The 22,108-nt window shown below is 64.1% G+C and carries 19 protein-coding genes, 1 tRNA gene and 1 riboswitch; of the genes, 8 read left to right on the top strand and 12 right to left on the bottom strand.

What is annotated here, in order from left to right; all coding sequences use genetic code 11:
• Positions 1–10: 10 nt before the first annotated feature.
• Positions 11–1,354 (bottom strand): M20/M25/M40 family metallo-hydrolase, encoded by a 1,344-nt coding sequence (locus ACZI8Q_RS00240; protein ID WP_463371489.1) that lies wholly within the window; start codon positions 1,352–1,354, stop codon positions 11–13.
• Between the two features lie 214 nt (positions 1,355–1,568).
• Between ACZI8Q_RS00240 and ACZI8Q_RS00235 the strand changes: the two genes are divergently transcribed.
• The 8 genes from ACZI8Q_RS00235 (at position 1,569) to ACZI8Q_RS00200 (ending at position 11,609) form a co-directional block, all read left to right on the top strand.
• A tRNA-Leu gene (locus ACZI8Q_RS00235) sits at positions 1,569–1,654 on the top strand.
• Between the two features lie 117 nt (positions 1,655–1,771).
• Entirely contained in the window at positions 1,772–3,223 is a 1,452-nt protein-coding gene (locus tag ACZI8Q_RS00230; RefSeq protein ID WP_463371592.1) for an SDR family NAD(P)-dependent oxidoreductase, read from the top strand.
• Positions 3,224–3,339: 116 nt separating this feature from the next.
• Positions 3,340–3,744: a DUF2784 domain-containing protein gene (locus ACZI8Q_RS00225; protein WP_463371488.1), complete on the top strand. Its 405-nt coding sequence runs from the start codon at positions 3,340–3,342 to the stop codon at positions 3,742–3,744.
• A 10-nt stretch (positions 3,745–3,754) separates the two neighbouring features.
• Complete coding sequence (locus ACZI8Q_RS00220) at positions 3,755–4,999, top strand: saccharopine dehydrogenase family protein (protein ID WP_463371487.1); 1,245 nt, start codon at positions 3,755–3,757, stop codon at positions 4,997–4,999.
• Positions 5,000–5,263: 264 nt separating this feature from the next.
• On the top strand, positions 5,264–6,262 hold the full coding sequence (locus tag ACZI8Q_RS00215; protein WP_463371486.1) for a sulfite exporter TauE/SafE family protein: 999 nt from the start codon (positions 5,264–5,266) through the stop codon (positions 6,260–6,262).
• A gap of 109 nt (positions 6,263–6,371) precedes the next feature.
• Entirely contained in the window at positions 6,372–8,555 is a 2,184-nt protein-coding gene (locus tag ACZI8Q_RS00210; protein WP_463371485.1) for a malate synthase G, read from the top strand.
• Positions 8,556–8,685: 130 nt separating this feature from the next.
• Complete coding sequence (locus ACZI8Q_RS00205) at positions 8,686–10,452, top strand: substrate-binding domain-containing protein (protein WP_463371484.1); 1,767 nt, start codon at positions 8,686–8,688, stop codon at positions 10,450–10,452.
• Positions 10,449–11,609 (top strand): metallophosphoesterase, encoded by a 1,161-nt coding sequence (locus ACZI8Q_RS00200; RefSeq protein WP_463371483.1) that lies wholly within the window; start codon positions 10,449–10,451, stop codon positions 11,607–11,609. Before ACZI8Q_RS00205 ends, ACZI8Q_RS00200 begins: the two co-directional genes overlap by 4 nt.
• Before the next feature lie 44 nt (positions 11,610–11,653).
• On the opposite strand, the gene gcvP is transcribed toward ACZI8Q_RS00200, so the two are convergent.
• From gcvP to ACZI8Q_RS00145, 11 genes are all read right to left on the bottom strand, one after another.
• Positions 11,654–14,500, bottom strand: a complete 2,847-nt coding sequence (gene gcvP / locus ACZI8Q_RS00195; RefSeq protein ID WP_463371482.1) for an aminomethyl-transferring glycine dehydrogenase — start codon at positions 14,498–14,500, stop codon at positions 11,654–11,656.
• A 180-nt stretch (positions 14,501–14,680) separates the two neighbouring features.
• A riboswitch (glycine riboswitch) is annotated at positions 14,681–14,799 on the bottom strand.
• A gap of 13 nt (positions 14,800–14,812) precedes the next feature.
• Positions 14,813–15,451 (bottom strand): MerR family transcriptional regulator, encoded by a 639-nt coding sequence (locus ACZI8Q_RS00190; RefSeq protein WP_463371481.1) that lies wholly within the window; start codon positions 15,449–15,451, stop codon positions 14,813–14,815.
• Positions 15,452–15,698: 247 nt separating this feature from the next.
• Positions 15,699–16,172 (bottom strand): bifunctional nuclease family protein, encoded by a 474-nt coding sequence (locus ACZI8Q_RS00185; protein ID WP_463371480.1) that lies wholly within the window; start codon positions 16,170–16,172, stop codon positions 15,699–15,701.
• 94 nt (positions 16,173–16,266) lie between these two features.
• Positions 16,267–17,004, bottom strand: coding sequence for a transcriptional regulator FtsR (gene ftsR / locus ACZI8Q_RS00180; RefSeq protein ID WP_463371479.1), 738 nt, complete (start codon positions 17,002–17,004; stop codon positions 16,267–16,269).
• A complete protein-coding gene (gene odhI, locus ACZI8Q_RS00175; RefSeq protein WP_463371478.1) occupies positions 17,001–17,501 on the bottom strand; it encodes an oxoglutarate dehydrogenase inhibitor Odhl in 501 nt (166 codons plus the stop codon). Before odhI ends, ftsR begins: the two co-directional genes overlap by 4 nt.
• 317 nt (positions 17,502–17,818) lie before the next feature.
• Complete coding sequence (gene gcvH / locus ACZI8Q_RS00170; protein WP_463371477.1) at positions 17,819–18,271, bottom strand: glycine cleavage system protein GcvH; 453 nt, start codon at positions 18,269–18,271, stop codon at positions 17,819–17,821.
• Positions 18,268–19,053, bottom strand: coding sequence for a DUF881 domain-containing protein (locus ACZI8Q_RS00165; RefSeq protein WP_463371476.1), 786 nt, complete (start codon positions 19,051–19,053; stop codon positions 18,268–18,270). Before ACZI8Q_RS00165 ends, gcvH begins: the two co-directional genes overlap by 4 nt.
• Positions 19,054–19,059: 6 nt before the next feature.
• On the bottom strand, positions 19,060–19,446 hold the full coding sequence (locus ACZI8Q_RS00160) for a small basic family protein (protein ID WP_463371475.1): 387 nt from the start codon (positions 19,444–19,446) through the stop codon (positions 19,060–19,062).
• Complete coding sequence (locus ACZI8Q_RS00155) at positions 19,443–20,309, bottom strand: DUF881 domain-containing protein (protein ID WP_463371474.1); 867 nt, start codon at positions 20,307–20,309, stop codon at positions 19,443–19,445. The genes ACZI8Q_RS00160 and ACZI8Q_RS00155 overlap by 4 nt, the downstream gene beginning before the upstream one ends.
• Positions 20,306–20,935 carry a CDP-alcohol phosphatidyltransferase family protein gene (locus ACZI8Q_RS00150; RefSeq protein WP_463371473.1) on the bottom strand — a complete coding sequence of 210 codons (630 nt, stop codon included), beginning with the start codon at positions 20,933–20,935 and terminating at the stop codon, positions 20,306–20,308. Before ACZI8Q_RS00150 ends, ACZI8Q_RS00155 begins: the two co-directional genes overlap by 4 nt.
• A gap of 109 nt (positions 20,936–21,044) precedes the next feature.
• Entirely contained in the window at positions 21,045–22,088 is a 1,044-nt protein-coding gene (locus ACZI8Q_RS00145) for an SMP-30/gluconolactonase/LRE family protein (RefSeq protein ID WP_463371472.1), read from the bottom strand.
• Between the last annotated feature and the right edge of the window lie 20 nt (positions 22,089–22,108).

Genomic DNA, 22,108 nt, shown 5'->3' with positions numbered 1-22,108 from the left:
TCGAGATGTGTCAGCTGTGCAGTAGGAAGTGCTCGAGCACGCGTGTCCCGAACTTTAGTGCGTCGACGGGTACTCGCTCGTCGACACCGTGAAACAGGGCACTGAAGTCGAGGTCGGCCGGCAGCTGCAGCGGGGCGAACCCGAAGCCACGAATACCCAGCTTCGCGAACGCCTTGGCATCCGTACCACCCGACAGCATGTACGGAACCGTCCGTGCCGTGCTGTCGTTCGCGAGAACCGCCTCGTTCATCGCATCGACCAGGTGGCCGTCGAAGGTGGTCTCATAGGAGTCGAGTTTGGTGATCCATTCGCGAGTCACGTCCGGACCGATGAGTTCGTCCACGGTCTTCTCGAACTCGGCAAGGCGTCCGGGAAGGATGCGACAGTCGACGACGGCCTGCGCGGTCTGCGGAATGACGTTCGCCTTGTAGCCCGCATCGAGCATCGTCGGATTCACCGTGTCACGCAGCGTTGCCCCGATGATGTTGGCGATGCTCCCCAGCTTGGCCAGGGTGCCGTCGAGATCCGGTGAATCCGGGTCGAAATCGAGACCGGTCTCCTCCCCTACACCTCTCAAGAACTCCGCCACCGAATCGGGCACCACGAGTGGGAACCGATGAGTACCCAGCCGTGCGACAGCCTGGGACAGAATGGTCACCGCGTTGTCCTCGTGCAGAAACGACCCGTGTCCGGCACGTCCCTTCGCGGTGAGCCGCATCCAGCCGAGCCCCTTCTCTGCGGTCTCGACCAGATAGAGGCGGCGCTCGCTGCCATCGGGTGTGGGCACGGTGAGCGAGAACCCGCCGACCTCGCCCACTGCTTCGGTGACACCGTCGAACAGATCGGGGCGATTCTCGACCAACCAGTGGCTCCCGAATGTGCCGCCGGCTTCCTCGTCGGCCAGGAACGCGAACACGAGGTCACGAGGAGGGACCGTGCCTTCGGCTTTGAGTTGGCGGGCGAGAGCCAGAATCATGCCCACCATGTCCTTCATGTCGATGGCGCCGCGCCCCCAGACATAGCCGTCCTCCACGGCACCCGAGAACGGATGCACCTGCCAGTCGGCTGGTTCCGCCGGCACGACGTCGAGATGCCCGTGCAGCATCAGGGCTCCGCGACTGCTGTCGGCACCCTTCAGCCTCGCGAAGACGTTTCCGCGCCCGGGCGCCCCGGATTCGACGTACTCGGTTTCGTACCCGACTTCCTGCAGTCGACCAGCCACCCACTCGGCGCACTCGCGTTCGCCTTTGGTGGTCGAGAGTTCACCCGTGTTCGAGGTATCGAATCGAATCAGGGAGCTCACCAGGCTGACGATTTCGGATTCTGCGCGACTCTCGGACTCGGCGGGGCTCATGTTCGGGCTCTCTCCTGTTGATGTCACACCCACGTTCCTACCACCGCACAACAGGAAACACTCAGGTGAACGCATACTTTCCGAATTCCGTCCGCCTGCTACGGGCAGGCGATTTGGGCGGGGGCGATTCATCGGTTAGTCTTTTGCGGCACCACAGAAACGGGCACGACGTGTTCGCAGAAGCGGTGCTCCGTGCCTGTTGTGACGGAAGCGAGTCCGAGTGGCGGAATGGCAGACGCGCTAGCTTGAGGTGCTAGTGTCCTATTAACGGACGTGGGGGTTCAAGTCCCCCCTCGGACACTCTGAGTTGAGACAGACGAGAAGCCCCGGTTCCACGGAACCGGGGCTTTCTTCGTGAGAGGCAAGAGTCGCGTGGAAGAGAACACAGCCGGGCCGGATGATCAGGCTCGCAGGGCGATGGGCGACACACCCGAGACGATCGATCCGGCGGATCTCGAGATCTGCCTGAAGGTTCTCGATCAAGCGGCATCCCTCGACGACGGCGATCCCGACTCGATCACTGTGCAGCGGGCCGTCGGGCATCTGTTCAAGAAGCTCAAGAAGCGTCGACGCCTGGCCGCACGCCATGCGGTGTCCGAGGCCGACCGGAAAGTTGTCGCAGCCACTGCGACCGGCTCTCCAGACCGTATCGACGACGAAACGGCCGGCATTCTTCTCGAAGCCAAGACCGACGGCGCCGTCGGAACACTCATCCGGCCCCGGCCCTGCTACATCTGCAAGCAGCGCTATACGCAGGTGGATGCGTTCTACCACCAGCTGTGCCCGGACTGTGCCGTCATGAGTCACGGCAAACGAGATGCGCGCACCGATCTGACCGGACGTCGTGCACTGCTGACGGGTGGGCGAGCCAAGATCGGCATGTACATCGCCTTGCGCCTGTTGCGCGACGGCGCGCACACCACCATCACCACCCGATTTCCGAACGACGCCATCCGCCGCTTCTCGGCAATGGAGGACAGCGGCGAGTGGCTGCACCGGTTGCGCGTGGTCGGTATCGACCTGCGCGACCCCGCACAGGTAGTCGCTCTCGCGGATTCCGTGTCCGCGCAGGGGCCACTGGACATCCTGATCAACAATGCGGCTCAAACCGTTCGACGCTCCCCGGGCGCGTACAGCGCACTCGCAGAGGCGGAGCGGGCTCCACTGCCGTCGGGGCCGCGGCCGGACGTGCTCACCTTCGGAAAGACCAGCGACGCTCATCCAGCGGCACTTGCCGGTTCACTGTCCGACGCCTCGTCGATGGTTCACGCCACGATGACACCCGAATCGGTCACCTCACTGGCGATGGTGGCGAAATCCGCCTCCCCCGAACGCCTCGAACAAGGGCTCGCCATCGACGCCGGCGGACTGCTGCCCGATATCGCTCACACGAACAGCTGGGTACAAACGGTCGAGGAAGTCGACCCGATGGAGCTCCTCGAGGTGCAACTCTGCAATTCGGTGGCGCCGTTCATCCTCGTTTCACGGCTGCGGCCCGCTATGGCTGCCGCCGCGCCGCGGCGCAAATACGTCGTCAACGTCTCGGCTATGGAAGGCCAGTTCGGTAGGGCATACAAGGGGCCGGGCCACCCGCACACCAACATGGCCAAAGCTGCCCTGAACATGCTCACGCGCACCAGCGCCAAGGAGATGCTCGACGACGGCATCCTCATGACCGCGGTCGACACCGGCTGGATCACGGACGAGCGCCCCCACCACACCAAGATGCGTCTCGCCGACGAGGGCTTTCACGCACCCCTGGACCTCGTGGACGGCGCGGCTCGCGTGTACGACCCCATCGTGCAGGGTGAGCAGGGTGTCGACCTTCACGGATGCTTCCTGAAGGACTACAAGCCCTCGCCCTGGTGAAAGCCGTTCCGTGTTCACCGGAGTGACGGTCCACGGCTGCGCTGACCGACTAGTGTGAGGGCAAGGCGGTCGCACCACGACGACTCCCGCCACACCTACGAAGGCAGGGCAGCGCGATGCTCTATCGATTGCTCGCCGACGCGACACTGGTCGCGCATCTGCTGTTCATCGCGTACGTCGTGGTCGGCGGTTTCCTCGCGTGGCGGCTGCCGCGGACCATCTTCGTGCACGTCATTGCCGTCGCCTGGGGGTTCGGTGGCATCGTCGTCGGATATGACTGTCCACTCACGCACCTCGAAGATTGGGCTCGTCTGCAAGCCGGGCAAAAGGGTCTGCCGTCGACGGGCTTCATCGACCATTACCTGACCGGGGTCATCTATCCGGAATCCGCGATCGGACTCGTCCAGATTCTCGGAGCCACCCTGGTTCTCGCCTCGTGGCTCGGCTTCGTCTACTTGCACACGCGAACCCACCACCACCGCACGACTCGGACCCCGCACGCCCCCGCACGCCACGTATAGGGTGGGCGGAATGAGTGACAGCGAACGCGAACTCGACATCGTCGTATACGGGGCAACAGGATTCGTCGGCAAACTGCTCGCCGCGTATCTCGCCGAACACGCGCCGGCCACCACTCGCATCGCGCTCGGAGGACGCTCGCGAAGCAAGCTTGAATCGGTCCGATCCAACCTTCCGGCCGCCGCGGCATCCTGGCCGATCGTCGTCGCCGATGCAGACGACGGCGTGGCGCTCGATGCGCTCACGGCACGTACGCGGGTGGTAGCCACCACCGTGGGCCCGTATGCCAAGTACGGACACGAACTGGTGCGCGCCTGCGCCGAGGCGGGTACCGACTACGTCGACCTCAGCGGTGAAGTGCTGTTCGCTCGCGCCACCATCGACGCCCATCACGAGACCGCGCAGTCGACGGGTGCGCGCATCGTTCATTCGTGTGGATTCGACTCGGTCCCGTCGGACTTGGGCGTTCACATCCTGCACAAGGCGGTGTCGGCAGACGGTGCCGGCGAGCTCACCGATACGACGCTTGTGGTGTCGGCGCTGCGCGGCGGTGCCAGTGGCGGAACCATCGACTCTCTGCGAAATCAGATCGACGAGACACGAGACGCCCCGGATCTGCGACGCATCGCAGCCGGTCCGTACTCGCTCAGCCCCGACCGGTCCGCAGAACCCGATGTCGGTCGGCAGTCCGACATGAGCATCGTCAAGGGTGCCGACATCGCACCCGAGGTTCGCGGCTGGAAGATCCCGTTCTTCATGGGTCCGGCGAACACACGCGTCGTACGGCGAACCAATGCACTTCGCGAGTGGGCCTACGGGCGCCGATTCCGGTACCGCGAGGTGATGAGCGTGGGCTCGTCGGCTCTGTCGCCCGCGATCGCCGTTGCCGCAACGGCAGGTATCGGCATCGGCATGGTCGGCATGGCGCTTCGACCCACCCGCGCAGTCCTCGATCGACTCCTTCCCGCACCGGGCGAAGGACCGAACGAGACGGCACGCGAAAACGGGCACTTCACCATCGACGTCTACACCACCACGACGACAGGCGCGCGGTACGCATCTCGGGTGAAGGCGAGCGGAGACCCCGGCTACAAAGCAACAGCTGTCATGCTCGGTGAATCCGCGCTCACCCTGGCCTTCGATCGCGATGACTTACCGGAAGCAGCCGGAGTACTTACCCCGGCCACCGCAATGGGTGACGTTCTCGTCGACCGGTTGCGGCGGGCTGGGCTCGAGTTGTCGGCTCGCAGAATGTGAAGCACCCCACCGTGGACGGTCCCGACTGTGACCGTCCACGGGTCAGGGGCTAACCTCTAGGCCGTACCACTCGAGTTCGACACCTCACATTCGACTGCACAGGAGCCACGGTGAACCGTACGAGCCAGGAAGGCCCAGCCGCCTCCCTCGCTCTGCGTCCGTTCTGGCCGTCCCGTCGCGGACATTGCTTCGACCAGGGATGTTGCTGAACCGGCTCTGTGCCGGTTCCCCAATGCCCCTGTTCAGTCTGCAGTCGGAGTTTCGTTGCTCAAGCTATTGGTGTTCACCCTTGTCGGTGTCGGTGCTCAGCTCGTCGACGGTGCCCTCGGCATGGCGTTCGGTGTGACGGCAACCACCCTCTTGGTCTTCAGTGGTGTCGGCCCCGCGCATGCCAGCGCCGCCGTGCATTTCGCCGAGGTCGGCACCACTCTCGCATCCGGCGCATCGCATTGGCGATTCCGCAACATCGACTGGAAGTTGGTGCTCAGTCTCGGTGTGCCGGGGGCAATCGGCGCCTTTCTGGGCGCCACGGTCCTGTCCGGTTTGTCGACGGAATCTGCCGTTCCGGTCACCTCCACCATTCTGTTGGTCATCGGGATCTACGTCCTGCTGCGATTTTCGATCCGTCCTCCGGCCGTCACCTCCGCAAGGACCTCGCCGCACACCGCCAAATTCTTGTCCCCGCTCGGCCTTTTCGGCGGCTTCATCGACGCCAGCGGTGGCGGCGGCTGGGGCCCGATCACCACCAGCACCTTGTTGTCGCGTGGCAAGACCGCCCCACGAACGGTCATCGGCTCGGTCAGCGCGTCCGAGTTCCTGGTCTCGACCGCGGCGAGCGTCGGGTTCATCATCGGTCTGGGCAGCGACTTCTTCGACAACCTGACCATCATCGCCGGTTTGGCGCTCGGCGGTGTGATCGCTGCCCCGATCGCCGCATGGCTGGTCAGCCGAATCTCGGCAACAATCCTCGGAACAGCAGTCGGCGGTATCATCGTGATCACCAACGCCCAGAAGTTGTTGTCGAACGCCGAGATCACCGGAGGTCTTGCCGCCGCAACCTATGTGGTGTTGATCGCCGCCTGGATCACGCTCCTGTCCGTCGCCTGGCGGCGTTCGCGCCTGACCTCGAAAGAAGCGGCCGGCGAACTCACCTCGATCGCACCCGCCGAGGCAGACTTCGATCCCTCGAACGGTGCACCCTCGACGACGGCAGCGGCGGACGTCACGACCGTGCCCCCACAGGTCGATCCGTCGCCTCGGTGACGACCGGCACCGAGGTCACCGACACTCACGCGTCTACTCCCAGGTAACATCGACACCGATACACGGCATCGAAACAGGTGCTCCGATAGCGGAAAAGTGAGGCTATTTCATGACTGAGCGTGTTCAGGTCGGCGGACTTCAGGTCGCCAAGGTTCTCTACGACTTCGTCGGGAGCGAGGCCCTTCCCGGCACTGGTGTGGATGCCGAGGCCTTCTGGTCCGGCGCCGACAAGCTCGTGAGTGATCTCGCCCCCAAGAACCGCGACCTGCTCGCCAAGCGCGACGATCTCCAGGCGAAGATCGATGCCTGGCACCGCGACCGTGGCGGCAAGCCGATCGACATGGCGGAATACAAGGCATTCCTCTCGGAGATCGGATACCTGGTCCCCGAACCCGATTCGTTCCAGATCACCACGGCGAACGTCGACACCGAGGTCACCACCACGGCAGGACCGCAGCTCGTGGTTCCGGTTCTCAACGCCCGGTTCGCCCTCAATGCGTCGAACGCACGATGGGGTTCGCTCTACGACGCCCTGTACGGCACCGATGCCATCTCCGAAGAAGGTGGCGCGGAGAAGGGAACGAGCTACAACAAGGTCCGCGGCGACAAGGTCATCGCCTGGGCGCGTAATTTCCTCGACACGGCGGCACCGCTGGAAGCCGGTTCGCATGCCGACTCTCAGAAGTACTACATCGAGGATGCAACCCTGAAGGTTGCCCTGGCCGACGGTTCCGTCACGGGCCTCGCGCAGCCGGAGAAGTTCGTCGGATACCGCGGAGAAGCCGCAGCCCCGACCAGCGTGCTGCTGCTCAACAACGGACTGCACGCCGAGATCGATATCGATGCGAACTCCCCCGTCGGCAGCACCGACGCCGCCGGCGTCAAGGATGTCGTCCTCGAATCCGCGATCACCACGATCATGGACTTCGAAGACTCCGTCGCGGCCGTCGACGCAGACGACAAAGTCGGTGGCTACCGGAACTGGCTCGGACTCAACCGCGGTGACCTCTCCGAAGAGATCTCCAAGGGCGGAAAGTCCTTCACCCGCTCGCTCAACCCGAACCGCGCGTACACGACACCGGACGGCGGCGAGCTCAGCCTGCACGGCCGCTCACTGCTGTTCGTTCGTAACGTCGGACACCTGATGACCAACCCGGCCATCCTCGACGCCGACGGCAACGAGATTCCCGAAGGCATCCTCGATGCACTGATCACGAGTCTCGCCGCAATGCACGGCTTGAAGATCAGCGACGACAACGGTCCGCTGGACAACAGCCGCACCGGTTCGATCTACATCGTCAAGCCCAAGCAGCACGGACCCGAAGAGGTTGCGTTCACCTCCGAACTGTTCGGCCGGGTCGAGGACATCCTGGGTCTGCCCACGAACACCCTCAAGGTCGGCATCATGGACGAGGAGCGCCGCACCACCGTCAACCTCGCCGCATGCATCAAGGAGGCCAGCGAGCGGGTCGTCTTCATCAACACCGGATTCCTCGACCGCACCGGCGACGAGATCCACACCTCGATGGAGGCCGGCGCCGTCATCCGCAAGGCCGCGATGAAGCAGCAGAAGTGGATCGCCGCCTACGAGGACTGGAACGTGGACACCGGACTGGCCGCCGGACTGCAGGGCAAGGCGCAGATCGGTAAGGGCATGTGGGCGATGACCGAACTCATGGCCGACATGCTCGAGCAGAAGATCGGTCATCCCAAGGCCGGTGCCAACACGGCGTGGGTTCCCTCCCCCACCGGTGCGACCCTGCACGCGACCCACTACCACCAGGTCGACGTGTTTGCCGTGCAGAACGAGCTCGCAGGCAAGAAGCGCGCTCAGCTCGAGGACATCCTCACCATTCCTCTCGCCGCCGACACCAACTGGAGCGACGCCGAGAAGAAGGAAGAACTCGACAACAACTGCCAGTCCATTCTGGGGTACGTCGTTCGCTGGATCGACGCGGGCGTCGGCTGCTCGAAGGTTCCGGACATCCACGATGTCGCCCTGATGGAAGACCGCGCCACGCTGCGGATCTCGAGCCAACTCCTGGCGAACTGGATCCGCCACGACATCGTGACCGAGGCCGACGTCGTTGCCGCGCTCGAGCGGATGGCGCCTGTCGTCGATCGCCAGAACAGCGGTGACTCCGACTACCGCCCCATGGCCCCGGATTTCGACACCAACATCGCATTCCAGGCAGCCAAGGAATTGATCCTCGAGGGCGCGAAGCAGCCCAGCGGGTACACCGAGCCGATCCTGCACCGTCGCCGTCGCGAGTACAAGGCCGCGAACGCCTGATCGCAGGTACCGGAACACCGGTCCGCACTCGACCCCGTCACCACAGGTGGCGGGGTCGTGGCGTCGGTATGGCAGCAACCCATCACTAGACTCGTGACGTTGGAGTCGGCGGAAGCAGAAAGTGAGTCACGTGGGAGAGCATCGCGGCGAAGGCGGCGTCAGAGGAGTCAGCAAGGGCCCGTTGATCGTTCTCGTGGTGGTTGTGTTGCTGGTCGCCGCAGTGTTCGGGTGGTTTCAGCTTCGCGAACGAATCGACAAGCAGGCCGAGCAGGCCGCAGGAAGGTGCGTCGAAGGCGAGTCCGTGCTCCACGTCACCGCAGAACCGGACATCGCGCCCGTCGTGGAAACACTTGCGAAGAAGTTCTCGGACACCGACCCCGTCATCCGTGACCGCTGTGTACGCGTCGAGGTCGCGTCCGCGCAAGCTCGCGCTGTCGTGGGTGCGCTGAACGGCGATTCGAACGAGCCGTGGAACGAGCGTCTCGGTCCCCGTCCGAACCTGTGGATTCCCGGCGGGTCTTCAGCGCTCGCGGCATTGGAAGAGCCGGACGTCGTGGCCGGTGAACCACATTCGATCGCAACCACCCCGATCGTGCTCGCAGTGCCCCGCGTCGTCGCCGCGGCACTGTCCGCAAAGCCCACGAGCTGGCAGGACCTGCCCGCACTTCAGTCCACACCCACCTCTCTGGGGGATCGTGGATTACCCGGCTGGGGCTCACTGCGTCTCGCATTACCGACCGGACCGGATTCGGCACCGACCGGATTGGCAGTCCAAGCCGTCGCGGCAGCTACTGCCGGGACGCCGACTGGACCGGTCACCGCTGAGCACGTCGACGCCGCGTCCGTCCGCACAGCCGTCGCCACCCTGTCTCGCAATGCGCCGGTACTCGATCCGCCCGACGTCACCACCACCGACACCCTTGCCGACATGATCGAGCATGCCGAAGACGCGGATGCCGCGGTCCACGCGGTGCCAGCCACAGAGCAGCAGGTCTATCGCACGCTGCACGACGACGAGTTCGCTCGCGTGGACGCCTTTCTCCCCTCGGGGGCCACACCCGTGGCCGACCATCCCGCCGCGATTCTGACCGACAGCGACGAAACTCAGGCGCGGGCAGCAGCACAACTCGTCGAGTTCCTCGGTACACGCGACAATGCCCAACTCCTTGCGGATGCCGGGTTCCGCGTGCCAGGCGCCACGCTCCCTACGGACACTCCGCTCGAGTTCGAAGAGATAGGGACCCCACTCGTTCCCTCCGACGGACCTACCGCCGCCGAACTCGATCAGATCGTCGCCTCCCCTGTCGAAGATCGTACGATGACGATTCTGCTCGACGAGTCGCGATCGATGGGCGACCAGGAAGGCTCCGCTACCAGACTGGGCAACACGACCGATGCCTTGGCCGCACAGATCGATCAGACGCCGGATACCTCCAGCCTGGGGTTGTGGGAGTACAGCCAAGATCTCGGCGACGACTCCCCCTACCGGGCAGCAGTGCGCACCGGACCGCTGGGCGAGGACGGCCGACGTCAGGCGCTGATCGATTCGCTCGACGCAGCGGAACCGGCTACCGGTTCCTGGACATACTCCTCGCTGGCCGCCGCTTACCAGGATGCCGTCGAGAACTACGTTCCCGGCCGCACCAACTCGATTCTGTTGATCACCGACGGTGTCGACGATCAGGAAGGATCCACGCGCGCAGAACTGCTCACGGCGATCGCGGACTCGACCGACGAATCGGCGCCCGTCCAGATCGACGTCATCACCATCGGCGAAAACCCGACCGCGAGCACGTTCGGCGCCGTTGCCGAGCAAACCGGGGGCACCGTACGCAACGTCGAGTCATCCGACGGGCCCGCTCTCGCCGAGGCCGTCGCGGAACTTGCCTCGTCATGATCAGACTGACGATCTTCGCGGTCGCTCTCGGACTCGTCACCTGGGTGCTGCATCGACGACTGGTTCGAGCGACCGGCCTGTCTCGCCGTCCGGCGCGGGTGGCTGATTCGGCACTCGTGGTGCTGTGGCTGCTGATGTTGATCGGTGTCGGATCCGGTGAGGTATTCGACACGAGTTGGGCGAGACCGATCGGTTTCGCCGGTTGGGTGTGGTTGGCGTCGCTGCTCTACCTCTTGCCAGGCCTCCTTCTCATCGCCGTTGCATCCGGGATCGCACGTAGCGCAACGAGGCGTAGACGCGCTCGCGGGTTGGACGACGAACCCCCGAATCCCGGACGGCGACAAGCGTTGCGCATCGGGACCGGCGCCGTTCTCCTCGGTGCGCTCGCGACCGCAGGATACGGGGTCGTCGAGGCGTCGAATCCTCGGATCGTCCGGGTGCGGGTGCCGTTGGCGCGGCTACCCCGCGAATTCGACGGGGTCCGGGTCGCGCTCCTATCGGATCTGCATGTCGGTCCGGCTCGTGGCCGTGCCTTCACTCGTCAGGTCGTCGACCTGATCGAACCCGAGAATGTCGACCTGGTTGCCATCGTGGGCGACCTCGTGGACGGAACCGTGGCGAAGGTGTCTCCGGACCTCGACCCACTCGCCGATCTGCACGCGCCACTCGGGGTGTTCGGTGTGAGCGGAAACCACGAGTTCTATGCCGACAACGGTGGCCGGTGGCTGGATGTGTGGGACCGCCTCGGGATCCACACACTCAGAAACGAGCGGGTCGAACTACGTCGTGGTGACGCGGTGGTGGATCTCGCCGGCGTCCACGATTTCACCTCACCGGAGCCGTACGAAGCCGACCTGAATGCGGCGCTCGCCGGACGAGACCCGAATCGGCCCGTGATTCTGCTGGCACATCAACCGAAGCAGGTGATCGAAGCTGCCGATCACGGTGTCGATCTCCAACTGTCCGGCCACACTCATGGTGGTCAGATGTGGCCGCTCGGCTATCTCGTGCCTGCCCAGCAACCGTCCGTCACCGGTCTCGATCGATTCGGCGGCACCGCGCTGTACACGACTCGTGGAGTGGGAGCGTGGGGACCGCCCGTGCGAGTGGGCGTCCCACCGGAGGTCACGATTGTCGAACTCACTCGACAGTCGTGACCTCCGGCGCCGGACGGAGTCCCCCAGGGGTCGGCCTGAGACCGTCAGGCAAACGCCTCGATCGGCGGGCAGGAGCACACCAGGTTCCGGTCGCCGTGAGCACCGTCGATGCGGCGCACCGCCGGCCACACCTTGGGCCTGGCCTTTCCTCGCGGGTACACCGCGATCTCACGCGAGTACGGGTGATTCCACTCTGCGACGAGGCACTCCGCGGTGTGCGGCGCTCCACGTAGCGGATTGTCGTCGACCGGCCACTCTCGCGTGCCGACCCGATCGATCTCGCCGCGGATCGCGATCATCGCGTCACAGAACTCGTCGATCTCGGCGAGGTTCTCACTCTCGGTCGGCTCGACCATCAATGTGCCCGCTACGGGGAAGCTCATGGTCGGAGCATGGAAACCGTAATCTGCGAGGCGCTTCGAGACGTCGTCGACCGTCACGCCGGTTTCTTTGGTGAGCCCTCGCAGGTCGAGGATGCACTCGTGGGCGACCATACCGCCCTCTCCCGTGTACAGAACGGGAAAGTACTCGTCGAGCCGGCGGGCGATGTAGTTGGCGGACGCGATGGCTGTGAGGCTGGCACGGCGCAGACCGACGGCACCCATCATCCGAATGTACGCCCACGTGATCGGAAGGATCGATGCGCTGCCGTACGGCGCCGCAGCCACCGCGCCCGATTCTCCGAGTTCCGGTGCCATCGGGTGGCCCGGAAGGAACGGGGCCAGGTGGGAACGCACCCCGACCGGGCCGACACCCGGACCACCGCCACCGTGTGGGATGCAGAAAGTCTTGTGCAGGTTCAGATGGCTCACGTCGCCACCGAACCTGCCTGGGCGGGCCAGGCCGACCAGCGCGTTCAGGTTGGCACCGTCGACGTACACCTGACCGCCCGCATCGTGGACTGCCGCGCAGATGTCGGAAATCTCGTGTTCGTAGACACCGTGCGTGGAGGGGTAGGTGATCATGATTGCGGCGAGGCGTTCGGCATGATCAGCGATCTTCGTCTTCAGATCGTCGACGTCCACATCACCGTTCGGACGGCACTTGACGACCTCGACTCGCATCCCCACCATCACTGCGGAAGCGGCGTTGGTGCCGTGCGCGCTCGACGGAATGAGACACGTGTCGCGGTTCGTGTCGCCGCGGCTGAGGTGGTAGTTGCGAATGGCCAGCAGGCCTGCGTACTCCCCCTGACTGCCCGCGTTGGGTTGAAGGCTGACCGCGTCGTAGCCGGTGACGGACACCAACCACTCTTCGAGGTTCTTGATGATCGCCAACATGCCGGGTGTGTGCGACGACGGAGCAAAGGGGTGTAGCCGCGAGATCGACGGCCAGGTGATCGCTTCCATCTCGGCGGTGGCGTTGAGCTTCATGGTGCACGAGCCGAGCGGGATCATGCTGCGGTCGAGTGCGATGTCCTTGTCCGACAGCGCGCGCAGGTACCGGAGCATCGCTGTCTCGGTCCGATACTTGGTGAACGCCTCGTGTTGCAGGTAGTCGGTAGTGCGTAGCTGGCTGGCGGGCAGCGCGGTGGCCGCGTCGTGTGAGATCACCGATTCGGCGCCGAACGCACGAAGGACTGCCGTGAGATGGTCTTCCGTGGTGGCCTCGTCACACGAAATCGACACGTGATCGTCATCGACGAGCCACAGATTTATGCCGGCCGCTACAGCCTCTGCCACGACGGCCTCGGCTGCTCCTTCGACGCGAACGAGCACAGTGTCGAAGAAGTGCTCGTGCACGACCCGGACACCCGAAGCAGACAGTGCGTCCGCCAAGCTACGTGCCTGCTGAGCAACACGTTCCGCGATCGCCTTCAACCCTTCGGCGCCATGATAGCTCGCATACATTGCGGCCAGGATTGCGAGGAGAACCTGGGCGGTACAGATGTTCGACGTTGCCTTCTCGCGGCGAATGTGCTGCTCACGTGTTTGCAGCGCCAACCGGTAGGCCTTGCTGCCGTCGGCATCCACGGACACGCCGACGAGACGGCCGGGCAACTGGCGAGCGTGCTTGGTGTGCACGGCCAGATAGCCGGCGTGCGGTCCTCCGAAACCCATCGGCACACCGAATCGTTGGGTCGTTCCGAAGCACGCGTCGGCACCGAGTTCGCCGGGTGGCGTGAGCAGTGTGAGTGCCAGAAGGTCTGCGCCGACGGCGACCAGTGCACCGCGTTCGTGCGCCTCGGTGATCGTGTCGGCCAGGTCCACGATCCTTCCGGAAGCCCCGGGCATCTGAGCCAGAACACCGTAGAAGTCACCGTCGGGCAGACCTGCCGTGAGGTCGGTGACAACGAGTTCGATTCCGAGTGGCTCCGCCCGAGTCTCGAGGACGGCCATCGTTTGGGGATAGACATCGGCATCGACGACGAAGCGTGGGGACTTGCGCTTGTTCGCGCGACGAAGCAGTGTCATCGCCTCGGCAGCCGCGGTCCCCTCGTCGAGCATCGACGAGTTGGCGACCTCCATACCGGTCAGGTCACCGACCATGGTCTGGAAGTTCAGGAGTGCTTCGAGACGGCCTTGACTGATCTCCGGCTGGTACGGGGTGTATGCGGTGTACCAGGCCGGATTCTCGACGATGTTACGCAGAAGCACAGGAGGGGTGAGCGTGTCGAAGTAGCCGAGACCGATCATCGAGGTCGCAACCGTGTTCTGCGCTGCCAGTGCCGCGAGTTCGGCCAGGGCTTCGTGCTCCCCCACCGGCGCAGGGAGAACATCCAGTCCGTCGGCCACTCCTGATGCGGCCTCGTCGAGTATCGAGGCCGGGACGGCCTTCGACGCGAGCGCGTCCAACGAGTCGACACCGATGAGTTCCAGAATCCGCGCCAATTCGGATGGGCTCGGTCCGACATGACGATCGGCGAATGTGCGGTTTGCAGCGTCGACCACGAATGCTCCAGACGTGTGAGGAGGATCAGGACACGCACCGCGTCACGGTGCGCACCTCCCCCTCTGTCGCCTGCTCGCGAACGAGCGCCTGAGAGATTCGGTACCGAACCGGGCAGAATCGGCCGGAACAGCCCTTTCCCCGTGGGCGGATGGGTGCTCCCACCGCTTTCCAGAGGCGTCGGAGCCCGCACGGTCCTGTGTGCCTGAGAGATTGACGGGGAGGTGTTGCTCCTTCGGCGCCCAGGTGCCGTCCGCAGTCACACTGCGGTCGGCATCCGGAACTCTCCCGCACGGCGTCGACGCGAGGCCAGTCTAACCGATCTTGCGGTTGGCACGGTTCTTACGACGTGAGGCCAACTCGTCTTCGGGGCTTTCCTCCGCGTGTCCGTCGACGGCCCGTTCTGCCGGGAAGTCCGCGATGGCCCCGGTCAACTCACGCATGGCGCCGCTGACGGCGATACCGAACACGCCCTGCCCGCCCTGCAGGAGGTCAACCACCTCTTCCGGCGAGGTGCATTCGTACACGGTCGTGCCGTCCGAGAAGAGCGTGATCTTCGCCAGATCCCCGACACCACGTTTACGCAGGTGATCGACGGCGACGCGAATGTTCTGCAGCGAGATACCGGTATCGAGCAGTCGCTTCACGATCTTGAGGACGAGGATGTCCTTGAACGAATACAGCCGCTGACTACCGGAGCCGGCAGCTCCGCGAATAGACGGCACGACCAGCGAGGTGCGCGCCCAGTAGTCGAGCTGCCGGTAGCTGATGCCGGCGATCTGACATGCGCTGGGCACCCGGTAGCCGACCAGTTCGTCCGGAACGGAGTCGTCCGGAAAGAGGCCTGGCTGAATATCCCGAGAACCGGAGTCGGCTGCCCGCTCGTCGTCCGAATGCCCGGCGCCGACACCAAGTCCGAGGTTCGCCCCGCTCTCCTGCGACCGATCTCCCACTGAGTACTCCCTCTCGCATGTGGCACTGAACCCGACGATCAGTGCGTCTGTTGACGCGCGTCGCCAGAGTGACACCGAGCAAATCCGTATCGTGGATCAACCCAGCTTACGCTCGATGCTCTCCGCAGGGCATACGTTCACTGCAAAGAACGCTACGACCGGGCCGAAACCCGGTCAACGCGACGCGCCGCAAACCTCAACCTTTACTTGAGACTCTGAAAGGCGCGGTATCAGCGGCAGGAGCAATCTATCCGTCTGTGGCCTTGAAATCGTCCGGCGACACGGATTCGAGAAATTCTTTGAACTTCTCCACTTCGTCTTCGCGTTCATCAGGCATCACCAGGCCCGCTTCGACGAGCACCGATTCGTCGGCGAAAATCGGCACCCCGGTACGCAACGCAATCGCAATCGAATCGGATGGGCGGGCCGAAACGCGCATGTCACCGTCGAACACCAGATCCGCGTAGAACGTCCCCTCGTGCAGATCCACGATGCGCACCTCTTCGAGCGTGCGACCGAATGCCTCGATCAGATTCTTGATCAGATCGTGCGTAAGCGGCCGCGCAGGTTCGACACCTTGCTGTTCCAGTGCTATCGCCGTGGCCTCGGTCTGACCGATCCAGATCGGGAGGTAGCGGTCGCCCTCCGACTCACGCAGCAAGAGTACGGGCGCATTCTGAGGCTGCTCGACACGAACTCCGATCACGTGCATTTCGCTCATCGCGCTGCCTCCAACCTGCGAGCTGAGTACGGATACTGCAATCTACGAATCCGTACTTGGATTCTATGCGATATGGCCTGACCGATCGACCGCGTCAGCGATCGAGTGCACCCCGAACCGCGGACTTCACAAGGCACGTGTGCAAAGTCAGTGACAACGCCGCCAATTCGCGCACCATCTCCTCTGCCCGAGCGCGCGCACCGGCGTCACGCCCCTTCGCCACAGGTCCTGCGATTTGCGCGACCAAACCGGCCTCACGGTCGGCAGCAAGTTTGAACGCACGCAGATGCCGTACTTCGAGCCCGTACTCGGACATCGCCTTCGCCGTCCGCGCCAGAGTGACAGCATCCTCGTCGAAGAATCCGGCCGCACCGGGTACGACCAATCCTGCGCGAACGAGCTCACCGAGAAACTTCTCGTTGACACCGGCGCGCGAGAGCAGATCCTCCTTACCGACACGAACCTCACGGTCCGATCGAAAATCCTCCGGTGATACATCGCCGGGTGCGACCACGAGGGTGCGCGGTCGGCGGGGACCGTCGTCGCCGCCGACCGTGGCCACCCCGCTGTCGATCGCCTCCAATTGTTCCTTGATGACCTTGAGCGGCAGGTACTGATCCCGCTGAGCCGTCAGGACGTAGCGCAGGCGCTCGCAGTCCGGGAGCGAAAACCGCCGGTAGCCGGACGGGGTTCGCTGTGGGCTGATGAGCCCCTCCGCTTCGAGAAAGCGGATCTTCGAGATCGTCACATCAGGGAAGTCGGGACGAAGCCGGTCCAGAACCGTACCGATCGACATCCCCGGTTGCGCCTGCTGCGCCCGCACCGCTGTCATTGGCTACCCGCACCCGCCGACGACTCACCGATCTGACTTCCGCCACTTGCCGCGCGGGGGCCGGTGAGAAAGACCAAACGGAACTTGCCGATCTGCACCTCGTCGCCGTTCGCGAGTACCGCGGAATCGACCGGTTCCCGGTTCACGTAGGTACCGTTGAGGCTGCCCACATCGACCACCTGGAACTCGTCCTCGTCCTGGCGGAACTCTGCGTGTCGACGACTCACTGTCACGTCGTCGAGGAAGATGTCGCTGTCGGGGTGGCGTCCTGCCGACGTCGTCGGCTGATCGAGCAGGAATCGCGACCCCGCATTCGGTCCACGCTTGACGACCAGGAGAGCGGAACCCGCAGGCAATCCCTCCACGCCGGAAACGGGGGCTTCCGAAGCCTGTGAGCTCGTCGCGTTGTCGAGCTCGTTCAGGAAATCCGCCCGAAAGACCGAAGTGGTCTCCGCCGGCGTTTCTCCGTATCCCGCATCGTTGCCGTTCTCGCTCACCGTTGTCCTCCTCATTCCGATCGCCCAGCCACACTCGCTGGACTACGCAGTGCTCACCTACTGCATTCGCCAACTACAGCCGAACATTCTCGGCACCTACAGGCGTGTCTCCGCTTCGGTACACGAACCGACTGCGATTCGACGCCCTACTTTCGTTCTGCAAACAATCTTCCGCGGCAGAGCCCACATGGTTTACCCACGCCCGACATCGGCACATGCGTTCATCTCGACCGTACCCTGCAACCGCCCGCACGTGTAGTGAGACAGGCGAGTACGGGCCAAGTGTCGCGAATGTGGGCGCGCGCAGAGTCGATCGATTATCCCCCGACGACCTCGTTGTAGCCCGCCGCATCCAGCGTTTCGGCCAGCGCCGCGTCGAGTGCGGCCTCGTCGGGAACCTCGAGATCGACCAACCAGCCCTCGAAGTACGGTGCCGAGTTGACCAGCTCCGGGCTTCCCTCCAGATCCGCGTTTGCGGCAACGACTTTCGCCGTGAACGGCGCAAAGATGTCCGACACACTCTTCGTCGACTCCACCTCGCCGAAGGATTCTCCGGAAGTCACCTCGTCGTCGACCGCGGGAAGCTGAACGAACACGACGTCGCCGAGCTGCTCTTGCGCGAAGTCGGTGATACCAACGCGCACCGTGGTCGGGCCGGTCCGCTTCACCCACTCGTGCTCCGCCGTGTATCGCAGATCAGCGGGAATTTCGGGCTCACTCACGGGTGGCTTCCTTTCTATTGCATTCCGGAATCGGTATGCGAGGATCATTTTCCTGGCTGAGCGTATTGGCGGGGTTTCATCTCTCGCAAGGCAGAGATCGTGACTTGGTCCGATTGTTCGATGGTCAACATTCCACCACTGCGTGACACATTGTCCACGACGCCACCCGGAATGTTCAGTGCAGCTGCCAAAGTAGGTGGGTCTCCCACTGCCGACACCGAGTACGGAGCCCGGATGGTCCGACCGTCCAATTGCAGGTCATCTGCCGGTCCGGAGACCCACGAATCGACCCCTATGCGAATCGGCACACCGCCGTCACCGTGGATCTGAATCGCCTCGGCTCCTGCCGCCCGCAATTCCTGCACGAGGTCGAGCATCACCTCCGAGCCGACACCGCGGTGGGGATCGGTGATGGTCATGATCACTCCAGGTCCCGTCGCTTCGACGGTCCCCACCTGAACGGACAGGCTCCGAAGGCGGTCACGTGCCTCTGCGAGCGCCGCTTCCGAGTTTTCACCGCTGCGCAATCTCGACAAACTCTGTTCGAGGTCGGCGATCTCCTGCCGAAGACCAGCCTCGCGTTGATTGAGGGTGTCGAGCACGACCAGCAGATCGGCCGGGCTGGCCGCGTCGAGGCCCTCGCCCGAATCCGTATTCTTGACTTGGGTCACAATAGCGATTCCCAGACCCGCCAGCAGCACCGCCGCAACGATGCCGAAGATCCAGTGTGTCCGAACGGACACCGAGCCGGCCAGCTCATGCTTGTTCGCGTGCTCCTCCGATGCCGGATCGCCCTTCGATGCCGGGTCGGGTTCCCTGTCGTCCGTCATCGGCACTCACGCTCCGAACAGTCGGCGACGAAGAGCGGCGGCGTTGCCGAAAATCCTGATTCCGAGCACGACGACGATCGCCGTCGACAGCTGGGTGCCGACACCGAGTTGGTCACCGAGCCAGACGATCAGGGCGGCGACCAGCACGTTGAAGACGAACGACACGACGAACACCTTCGGATCGAAAATATCGTCCAGGTAGGCCCTCAGGCCACCGAATACCGCATCCAGCGCCGCTACCACCGCAATCGGCAGATAGGGCTGCACCAAGTCCGGTACCTGGGGGCTGAACACCACACCCAGTACGATTCCCACAGCCAAAGCCAGAACCCCGTAGATCGCGGAACCTCGCGCCAGCACTGCAGGAACACTCGCCGTACGCTTGTTCGTCATCTGTCCCCTCCTGAACCGTGCGCTACCCGCGTCTGGCGGACTCTCGCCGCGGGTAGCGACAGGTCGTCGAACACCTCTACCGAGAAGCCGATGTCGTACAGTTGCTGCACGCTCGTCATGCGTAGATAGGCATCACTCACCACGAATCGAGTCTGCATTCGTCCCTGCGGGCCTATGGCGGACACTCGGTACGGGGAGAACACCGGCTGATTGTCCACCAGCATCGCGCCACCGGCCTGCCGGACGGTCACGCCGGGCCCGATCCTGACATCGTTGATCGCCACCGCTTCGGCGCCACCGGCCCACAGGGAATTCACCACGGACTGCAGGTCTCGGTCGAGTACCACTGCCCGGCCTCCTACACTGCGCTGCGACGAATCGGTGAGATCCGGGGGCGCGACGGGATCGGTCAACGTCACCACCAGTCCCTCTCCATGCACCGGTTCCGCCCCGGCCATGGCCTCCACCTCGTGAAGGCGATCGAGCAGGCGCGCACCGTGGGCGTCACCTTCGAGGGCCGCGGCGCGCGCTGCGTCCACCTCGGTCGCGAGGAGGTCTCTGTCTGCGGTCAATTGGTCGACGCCTGTTCGGGCCTCGCCGACTTTGGCCAGCAGCTCTGCTCGCACGTGTTCGGTCCCGGGCACCCGTTCGATGGTGTGCACATACGCGGCAGTGACGACGAAGCTGATCAACGCAATCCCGGCGATCAACCACGCGGCGTTCGCTGTCGGTTCGGTACGCAGATTCCCACTCGCACGTGCCCTCGCCGCGGCCGCATATCCCGGATCGAGGTGCTCGGTCATCAACGATCGCAGCAGCGACGGTTGCGGATTGCGTGGCACCTCCTCGTCGCTGCGTTTCACCGTGCGGAACCCGTTCGACGAGCCGCCGAACCCTTGGCCGGAGGGATGGTCCGCATGACGATGAAGGCTTTGCCGAGGTAAAGAAGACCCGTCCAGACGTACAGACCGGTACCCCAGACGAGAAAGGCGAAGCCGAGTGGACGCGCCACCTCTGCAATCACCCAATCTCCCTGCGCGGCAAGGATCAGTGGCAACGCGAACATCAGCAGGAACGTCGCCGCCTTACCGAGATACATCACGTCGGGCGGAGGAAGATTGCGCCGACCGTAGATCACCAGGCTGAGCGCGAGAACAACGTCCCTGCCGATGAGAATCGCTGCAACCCACCAGGGTATGAAGTCCCGCATCACGAACGTGACGAGTGTCGTGACGACATAGAGGCGGTCCACGAACGGATCGAGCAGGGCACCGAACCGCGACATCTGTCCGAGCACACGGGCCAGTTTTCCGTCCAGCCAGTCGCTGAAGCCGCTGGCCATCAGAACCGCGAGTGCCCATCCGTCCGAATGTGTGACCACAAGGAGGTAAACGAACAACGGAACCCCGAGCAACCGAATCACGCTCAGGACGTTGGGAATCGTGAGGATCCGATCCGACCGCACGATCTCGTCGTCCAACGAATTCACCTCGTCCTATCGGTATCCGTTCACCGGCACATCGAACGACCCGTTCACCGGCACATCGAACGCCCACTCTTCCATACCGTGTACGCGATGCGCCGAATCCGGCGCTCGCTTACCCAACGCGCGCAGGTAGCGCCACGCGGGCCACCGACTTGTCACTCAAGCTACCCAGGTACAACGCACCGTCGTGCTCCCTCACCCCGGTGATCGGCGAATAGCTTCCGCGTCCGCCGCGCAGACTGCGCACGATGATCCCGGTCGCATCTATTGCCAGCACCCAACCCGCATGTTCGGGCGCTGGACGGACTGCGTCCGGAAGGTTGGCCGCGAGAACCCGCAACGCCGGGTAGGGCGCCATGAAGTCGAGAATGCGCATTCGGGGACTGTAGAGGGCCACCCAGAAGAGACCGTCCGAGGTTTGCGAGGTCATGTTGTCGGGAATTCCGGGCAAATTGTCCGCGAGTACCGACCGCTCCCCCGCGCGCGGACCGCGCAGTTCGACGCGGTTGATCCGGTACGCGCCCGTCTCCGCGACCAGAACATACGATTCGTCCGCTGCCAACCCGACACCGTTGGCGAACTGCAGCCCGTCGGCCAACAGATCCGCCTCCCCCGTCACCGGGTCGAGGCGGAGCAGGCGCCCCGTTCCACTGTGTTCCAACAGGTCGATGTGGTGATCGGCAATGGTGTACCGGGCCGAGGAATCGGTGAAGTAGATGATGCCATCGGCGCCGACAGCGGCGTTGTTGCACGCAAGCAGCGGCCGCCCCACCGCGGAATCAGCCAGTACCTCGACACGACCGGAAGCGTCCACCCGGAGGACGCCGCGCTCCGAGTCGCATACCAGAAATCGGCCGTCGTCCAGAACTTCGACTCCCAGAGGCCTTCCCTGCGTATCGGCCAATTGGGTTGGCGCTCCGTTCTTGTCGAATCGCCAGATCTTTCCGTCGTCGCCGCCGGTGATCAACCGGCCGTCGTGATCCACGGCCACATCCTCCGGCCCCTTACCCGACGGCAGGGCCCATCTCTCGGCCTGGTCGAGAACGTCGTTCTTTGCCAGAACACCCTCTTCCGTAGGACTTTCGGGCGCTTTCCAGACCACCGGGTCCACGCCGGTTCGGTCGATGAGTTCTGCCAGAGTTCGCAATACCGTCACAAGTCGTGAGGATAGCCGCG

Source organism: Rhodococcus quanlei, assembly GCF_055231015.1.
The sequence above is the reverse complement of the archived record's forward strand: the minus strand, read 5'-3'. Positions and strand labels throughout refer to the sequence as shown.